The 7,084-nt window shown below is 67.2% G+C and carries 5 protein-coding genes; all 5 read left to right on the plus strand.

Going from position 1 to position 7,084, the window contains the following annotated elements; genetic code table 11:
- The first annotated feature begins 12 nt into the window (after positions 1–12).
- Positions 13–1,245 carry a Tm-1-like ATP-binding domain-containing protein gene (locus P1U75_RS12210; RefSeq protein WP_300243688.1) on the plus strand — a complete coding sequence of 411 codons (1,233 nt, stop codon included), beginning with the start codon at positions 13–15 and terminating at the stop codon, positions 1,243–1,245.
- Positions 1,246–1,543: 298 nt separating this feature from the next.
- On the plus strand, positions 1,544–3,631 hold the full coding sequence (locus P1U75_RS12215; RefSeq protein ID WP_300243691.1) for an FAD-dependent oxidoreductase: 2,088 nt from the start codon (positions 1,544–1,546) through the stop codon (positions 3,629–3,631).
- A 15-nt stretch (positions 3,632–3,646) separates the two neighbouring features.
- The gene (locus P1U75_RS12220) at positions 3,647–4,822 is read left to right on the plus strand and encodes an acetyl-CoA C-acyltransferase (RefSeq protein ID WP_300243693.1); all 1,176 of its coding nucleotides are present in this window, start codon (positions 3,647–3,649) and stop codon (positions 4,820–4,822) included.
- Between the two features lie 13 nt (positions 4,823–4,835).
- Complete coding sequence (locus P1U75_RS12225) at positions 4,836–6,026, plus strand: acyl-CoA dehydrogenase family protein (protein ID WP_300243696.1); 1,191 nt, start codon at positions 4,836–4,838, stop codon at positions 6,024–6,026.
- Between the two features lie 5 nt (positions 6,027–6,031).
- Positions 6,032–7,084: acyl-CoA dehydrogenase family protein (locus P1U75_RS12230; protein WP_300243700.1), on the plus strand; the 1,053-nt coding region annotated here is incomplete at its 3' end.

A 7,084-nucleotide genomic window follows, 5' to 3' on the forward strand; every position in this document is an offset into this window, starting at 1 on the left:
AGGGGGGACGCCATGACAGACAAGACCATCCTCGTCGCGGGCACCTATGACACCAAGGACGACGAGTTGAACTACCTCTGCGATTGCATCACCGGGCAGGGCGGCAGCGTGCTGACGATGGACGTCAGCGTGCTGGGCGATCCGAAGGAACGCACCGTCATTCCCAAATATCGCGTCGCCCAGGCCGGCGGCAGTTCCATCCAGGAGGTGATCGACAGCGGCAATGAGAATGCCGCGATGCAGATCATGGCGCGCGGCGCGGCGGTCCTGGCGCGCGGGCTTTATGAAGAGGGACGGATTGACGGGGTGATCGTGCTGGGCGGCACCATGGGCACCGACCTGGCGCTTGATCTCTGCGCGGCGCTGCCGTTGGGGGTGCCGAAGTACATCGTCTCGACAGTGTCCTTCTCGCCGCTTCTGCCGCCCGAACGGATCCCGGCCGATGTGCAGATGATCCTCTGGGCCGGCGGGCTTTACGGGCTGAACTCGGTCTGCAAATCCTCGCTCAGCCAGGCTGCTGGCGCGGTTCTGGGGGCGGCGCGGGCGGTCGAGATGCCCAAACGCAACCGGCCGCTGATCGGCATGACCTCATTCGGCAAGACCGTGCTGCGCTACATGGTGACGCTGAAGCCCGAGCTTGAGAAACGCGGATACGAGGTGGCGGTGTTCCACGCCACCGGCATGGGCGGGCGGGCCTTCGAATCGCTGGCCGGTGAGGGGGCCTTTGCCGCCGTGATGGATTTCGCCCCGCAGGAGGTGTCGAACCATATCTTCGGCGGCCTCAGCGCAGGCGCGGACCGGATGACCCATGCGGGCCGTCTCGGCATTCCGCAGATCGTCGCGCCGGGGTGCTACGATCTGATCGATTATGTCGGCTGGCAACCGGCGCCGCCGCAGCTTGCCGACCGGCCCAGCCATGCGCATAACCGGCTGTTGACCTCGGCGGTTCTGACCTCCGGGGAACGGCGGCAGGTCGCGCGCGAGATCTGCGGCAAGCTGGCCGATGCTTCGGGCCCGGTTGCCCTGCTGCTGCCGCGCGGCGGTTGCAACGAATGGGATCGCCCCGGCGCCGACCTGCACGACGCCGAAGGGCTGGCCGCCTTCTGCGACGAGGTGACGGCCTGCTGCCCTGCCAACGTGGACCTGCAGCAGCTGACGGCGCATATCAACGACGCCGCCTTTGCCGAAGCGGCGCTGGCCCGGTTCGACGCATGGGTGGACGCGGGGATCATTCCCCGCCCGTGATCGTATCCCCGCGCCCCCCCGGTTCCCGCCGCAATATTCTTACGCGCGGGGCTTTGGACTTGATCTCATCTGCCGCTTGCGCCTAGTCTGCGCGCAGCTTGCGGAACCCGGTTCCGCATTGCGAAATTGTCGGAGGGGAGGCCTGACCGCGCGCCGCACAGCCGGAAGTGACGCAATGTTATGCGTTGCGGGTTTGCACAGGCGCCGCCTTCACCGCTAGAAATCCGATAGACTGCGACCAACACCGGCACAAGGGCCCGCGCGCGGGTCGGCCGGTCACAAAGAGGGGAAAGGCCGGATGTCCGAGGCCATTGTTTACGAGAAAATTGGCGATATCGCGGTACTGGCGGCAAACAACCCGCCGGTCAACGCGCTGGGTCTCGCGGTGCGCCAGGGGCTGGTCGAGGGGATCGAGCGGGCCGAAAAGGACGGCGCCAAGGGGGTGCTGATCTATGGCGAGGGGCGGACGTTCTTCGCCGGCGCCGACATCCGCGAATTCGGCAAGCCGCCGACCGAACCCTTCCTGCCTGACGTCTGCACCCGCATCGAATCCTCGCCGCTGATCGTGGTGTCGGCGCTGCACGGCACCGCGCTGGGCGGCGGGCTCGAGATTGCGCTGGGCTCGCATTACCGCATCGCCGTGCCCAAGGCGCGCATGGGCCTGCCCGAGGTTCTGATCGGTGTGATGCCGGGCGCCGGCGGCACCCAGCGCCTGCCGCGTCTGATCGGCATCGACGCTTCGCTCGACGTGATCACCTCGGGCCGTCAGGTCGGCGCCGCCGAGGCGCTGGAGATGGGCCTCATAGACCGCATCGAGGACGGCACCCCGCGCGAGATCGGCCTGGCCTATGCGCAAGAGTTGATCGACACGAACGCCCCCCGCCGCGCCATCAGCGAGATGGCCGCGCCCGCCCCGGTGGATTTCGACGCGCTCTATGATTCCGTGCTGAAAAAGGGCCGCGGCCAGCTTGCCCCCGCCGTCGCCGTGCGCGGCATCCAGGCCAGCAGCGAACTGCCTTTCGCCGAGGGCATGAAGCGCGAGCGCGAGCTGTTCATGGAACTCATGGCCACCGACCAGCGCGAGGGGCTGATCCACGCCTTCTTTGCCGAGCGCGCAGTTGGCAAGCTGCCCGAACTGGACGGGGTGACGCCCCGCGACCTGACCGCCATCGGCGTCATCGGCGGCGGCACCATGGGGGCGGGCATCGCCACCTCGGCGCTGCTCTCGGGGCTCAAGGTCACGCTGATCGAGATGAACGCGGAGGCGGCGCAGGCCGCCAAGACCCGGATCTCGGGCAACCTGCAAGGTGCGCTGAAACGCGGCAAGATCAGCCAGGCGCAGTTCGAGGAGCTGACCGAAAAATCGCTGACGCTGGCCACTGATTACGCCGCGCTCTCCGACGCCGATCTGGTGATCGAGGCGGTGTTCGAGGAGATGGGCGTGAAAAAGGACGTGTTCGGCAAGCTCGACGCGGTCTGCAAGCCGGGCGCAGTGCTGGCCTCCAACACCTCTTACCTCGACGTGAACGAGATTGCCGCCTGCACCTCGCGTCCCGGCGACGTCATCGGGCTGCACTTCTTCTCGCCGGCCCATGTGATGAAACTGCTCGAGGTCGTGGTCGCCGACAAGACCGCGCCGGACGTGGCCGCCACCGGTTTCGCGCTGGGCAAGAAGATGGGCAAGGTCTCGGTCCGCGCCGGGGTCTGCGACGGCTTCATCGGCAATCGCATCCTGTCGAAATACCGCACCTGCGCCGACTACATGATCCTTGACGGCGCCAGCCCCTATCAGATCGACGCGGCGCTTGAGAAATTCGGCTTTGCCATGGGCCCCTATGCGGTGGGCGATCTGGCCGGGCTCGACATCGGCTGGGCCGTGCGCAAGCGCAAGCGCGCCGAGGGGATGGACCCGCGCGCGCGCGATTTCACCTATGCCGACAAGCTCTGCGAGGGGGGCAATTTCGGCCAGAAGACCGGCAAGGGTTATTACGACTATGCCGCCGGCGCCAAGGCCCGCGTGCCCAACCCCGACATGATGCCGCTGATCGAGGCCGACCGCGCCGCGCAGGGCCTCACCCCGCGCGCGTTCACGGACGACGAGATCGTGCGCCGCTACATGGCCGCGATGGTCAACGAGGCCGCCAAGGTGGTGGGCGAGGGGATCGCCAAGCGACCGCTCGATGTCGATGTCACCCTGCTCTACGGCTACGGCTTTCCGCGCTATCGCGGCGGGCCGATGAAATGGGCCGACATGCAGGGCCTTGACGGGCTGCTCGCGGACATCAAGTCCTGGGCCGAGGCGGATCCCTATTTCTGGGACCCTGCGCCGCTGTTGGAGCAACTCGTCGCCGAAGGGCGCACGTTCGACGATCTGAACAAGGATTGAAAAGGAGAAATCCCGATGAAACAAGCTGTTATCGTAGCTGCCAACCGCACCGGTCTGGCCAAGTCCTTCCGGGGGTCGTTCAACATCACCCATGGCGCCACCATGGGTGGCCACGCGGTGCAGGCCGCGGTGGAGCGCTCCGGGCTCGAACCCGGCGAGATCGAGGATTGCTTCATGGGCTGCGGCACGCCCGAGGCCGAGACCGGCAGCAACATCGCGCGCCAGATCGCCCTGCGCGCCGGGCTGCCGATCACCACATCCGGCGTGACGGTCAACCGGTTCTGCTCCTCCGGGCTGCAGACCGTGGCGATGGCCGCCAACGCGATCACCTGCGAAGGCGCCGGCCCGATGGTCGCCGGCGGGGTTGAAAGCATCTCGATGGTGCAGCCCAAGGCGCGGCAAGCGCCCGATCCGTGGCTGCTGGAGCATAAGCCGGCGGTCTACATGACCATGATCGAAACTGCCGACATCGTCGCCAACCGCTATGGCATCACGCGCGAGGCGCAGGACGAATACGGTCTGCGCAGCCAGCAGCGGATCGCCAAGGCGCAGGAAAGCGGCCTCTTCGCCGACGAGATCGTGCCGATGACCGCCACCATGGCCGTCAAGGACAAGGAAACCGGCGAGATCACGATGCAAGAGGTCGTGGTCGACCGCGACGAATGCAACCGGCCGCAAACCACGCTCGAGGGGCTGGCCAAGCTGGAGCCGGTGCGCGGCGCGGGCAACTTCGTCACCGCCGGCAACGCCAGCCAGCTTTCCGATGGCGCCGCCGCCGTGGTGCTGATGGACAGCGCCGATGCCGAGAAGCGCGGGATCGAGGCGATGGGTGCCTTCAAGGGCTTTGCCGTTGCCGGATGCGAGCCCGACGAGATGGGCATTGGCCCGGTCTTTGCCGTGCCGCGCCTGCTGGAACGTCACGGGCTCAAGGTCGACGACATCGACATCTGGGAGTTGAACGAGGCTTTCGCGTCGCAGGCGCTCTATTGCCGCGACCGGCTCGGAATCGACGACGAGAAATGCAACGTCAACGGCGGCTCCATCGCCATCGGCCACCCCTTCGGCATGACCGGCGGCCGCATGATCGGCCACATCCTGCGCGAGGGCAAGCGGCGCGGCGCCAAGCTGGGCGTGGTGACCATGTGCATCGGCGGCGGCATGGGCGCGGCGGGCCTGTTCGAAATCTACTGAGAGGAGCGTCCCGATGGACCTGAGCTATTCCCCCGAGGAGCAGGCGTTCCGTGACGAGGTTCGCGCCTTTCTCCGCGACGACCTGCCAAAGGAACTGTCCGACAAGGTCCGCTCCGGCGCCGAGCTGGGCAAGGCCGATATCGAACGCTGGCACGCGATCCTGAACGCGCGCGGCTGGCTGGCCCAGAACTGGCCCAAGGCGTTTGGCGGCGCCGAGTGGAACGCGGTGCAACGCCATATCTTCGAGGAGGAGGCGGCGATGGCCAACGCCCCGCGCATCGTGCCCTTTGGCCTCGGCATGTTGGCGCCGGTGCTGCAGAAATTCGGCTCAAAGCAACAGCAGGACCATTACCTGCCGCGCATCCTGTCCGGCGAAGACTGGTGGTGCCAGGGCTATTCCGAACCGGGCGCCGGTTCGGACCTGGCCAGCCTCAAGACCCGCGCGGTGCGCGACGGCGATCACTACATCGTCAACGGGCAGAAGACCTGGACCACGCTGGGCCAGCACGCCAACATGATCTTCTGCCTGGTGCGCACCGACCCGGACGTGAAACAGCAAGAGGGGATCTCCTTTCTGCTGATCGACATGGACACGCCGGGCATCGAGGTGCGCCCGATCATCCTGCTCGACGGCACGCCCGAAGTGAACGAGGTCTTCTTCAACGACGTGAAGGTTCCGGTCGAGAACCTGGTGGGCGAGGAGAACAAGGGCTGGACCTATGCCAAGTACCTGCTGACGCATGAGCGCACCAACATCGCCGGCGTCGGGTTTTCCCAGGCCGGGATCGACGCGGTCAAGCGCATCGCGCGGGCCGAGATGGCCGGCGGTCGCCCGCTGATCGAGAACCCGCATTTCGCCGCCCGGCTGGCACGGGTCGAGATCGACCTGATGGCGATGTCCACCACCAACCTGCGCATCATCAGCCAGGCGGCGGCGGGGCAAGCCCCCGGCGTGGAAAGCTCCATGCTCAAGGTCAAGGGCACCATCATCCGGCAGGAGATCAACGATCTCGCCCGGCGCGCGGTGGGCCCCTACGCGATGCCCTTCGCCTCCGAGGCGGTCGAAGGCGACAACGCGCCGATCGGCCCGGAGTACGCCGGGCCCGTGGCAGCGCAGTATTTCAACAACCGCAAGCTGTCGATCTTCGGCGGCTCGAACGAGATCCAGCGCGGGATCATCGCCAAAGTCAAGATGGAGGGCTGAGGAACATGGATTTCACGCTGACCGATGAACGGCAGATGCTGCAGGACACGCTGCGGCGCTATCTGGCCGACAAGTACACCACCAAGGCACGCAACAAGATCCTCGAGAGCGACACCGGGATCAGCGCCACGATCTGGTCCGAACTGGCCGACCTGGGCGTCATCGGCGCGCTGTTCAGCGAGGAGCAGGGCGGCTTCGGCGGCGCCGGTTTCGACATCACCACCGTGTTCGAGGAACTGGGCCGCGCCGGCGTGGTTGAGCCGTTTCTCGACACCGCGGTGCTGGGCGGACGGCTGATCGCCGCGCTGGGTGACGCGGACCAGCAGGCGCTGCTCGAAAAGGTGATCGCGGGCAGCCTGCACCTGGCCGTCGCGCATGGTGAGCCGACCAGCCGCTATGACCTCGGCCGGGTCGAAACCACGGCCGTACAAAACGGCGCGGAAATCGTACTGAACGGGCGCAAGGCCGTGGTCGTCAACGCCGAGGCCGCCGGGTCCCTGATCGTCTCGGCCCGCGAAAGCGGTGCTGCGGATGACGCGGACGGAATCTCCCTCTTCCTGGTGCCGGCGGACAGCGCCGGGGTGGCCCTGCGCGGCTATCCGATGCTCGCCGGCGGCCGTGCCGCCGAGATCACGCTCGACAACCTGCGCCTGCCCGCCTCGGCCCGGTTGGGGGCTGCTGGCGAAGCTTACCCCGCCATCGCGGCGGCGGTGGCGGCGGCCAGCGTGGCGCTGTCGGCCGAGGCGCTGGGCGCGATGGAGACCGCGACGGAACTCACCCGCGGCTACCTGATGACGCGGCAGCAGTTCGGTCGGCCCATCGGGACGTTCCAGGCGCTGCAGCACCGGTTCTCCGACCTGCTGATCGAACTGGAGCAGGCCCGTTCGGCGGTGATCAACGCCGCCGGTCATCTGGCCGACGACCCCCTGTCGCGCGACCGGCACATCGCGGCGGCGCGCAACCTGATCGGGCGCGCCGGGCGGGTGGTGGCCGAGGAGGCGATCCAGATGCACGGCGGCCTCGCCATGTCGCAGGAATACGAACTGGCCCCTATCGCC

The organism is Antarcticimicrobium sp., from assembly GCF_029212575.1.
Lineage (GTDB): Bacteria > Pseudomonadota > Alphaproteobacteria > Rhodobacterales > Rhodobacteraceae > Antarcticimicrobium.

Coding starts and splice junctions, on each gene's coding strand:
- P1U75_RS12210 (WP_300243688.1), top strand. CDS start 13: ATGACAGACAAGACCATCCTCGTCGCGGGCACCTATGACACCAAGGAC.
- P1U75_RS12215 (WP_300243691.1), top strand. CDS start 1,544: ATGTCCGAGGCCATTGTTTACGAGAAAATTGGCGATATCGCGGTACTG.
- P1U75_RS12220 (WP_300243693.1), top strand. CDS start 3,647: ATGAAACAAGCTGTTATCGTAGCTGCCAACCGCACCGGTCTGGCCAAG.
- P1U75_RS12225 (WP_300243696.1), top strand. CDS start 4,836: ATGGACCTGAGCTATTCCCCCGAGGAGCAGGCGTTCCGTGACGAGGTT.